This window comes from Bradyrhizobium sp. NBAIM08 (assembly GCF_020193935.1).
GTDB classification, from domain to species: Bacteria; Pseudomonadota; Alphaproteobacteria; order Rhizobiales; family Xanthobacteraceae; genus Bradyrhizobium; species Bradyrhizobium yuanmingense.
Genome location: NZ_JADYVR010000883.1, coordinates 1 through 408 on the forward strand (window position 1 = coordinate 1; position 408 = coordinate 408).

1 protein-coding gene is annotated in these 408 nt (G+C 69.9%); it reads right to left on the bottom strand.

The genetic code is table 11. The features are described from left to right. Nucleotides 1-60: 60 nt before the first annotated feature. A partial coding sequence (locus tag I6F37_RS42530; protein WP_225154755.1) for a hypothetical protein occupies nt 61-408 on the bottom strand: 348 nt, incomplete at its 5' end.

Sequence of the window (408 nt, forward strand, 5' to 3'; positions counted from 1 at the left end):
GGCGGTGCGACACCTGCTACGCCTACTGGCGGCGCAACGGCTTCGATCGCACTCCGTAGCTCACCCATCCGCATCCCACCACCTACGGTTCGACCAGCCCTCCGCCGCACGCGGATGCGACTCACGGCGACGCGAACGCCCCACCTGACTGTCGATCTTCTTCGGCTCGTTCACCGCCACCGACATCGCGCGGGCCAACTCCCGCAGCTCCGCGCCGCGGCGCTCGTCGCGAGCGTCTACGAGGGCGAGGAAGCGAGGGACCGTGAGGCCGCGCTCGCCGGTCCCGGCATCGAGGAGCTCGGGGCCACTACCGAACTCGTTCCGCCAGATTCCCCAGCATCGCCCGGTGTTGGGCTCGGAGTAGTCGAGCTCCCAGGGCTCGACCCATCCGCAGGCAAGGGCGAGCTC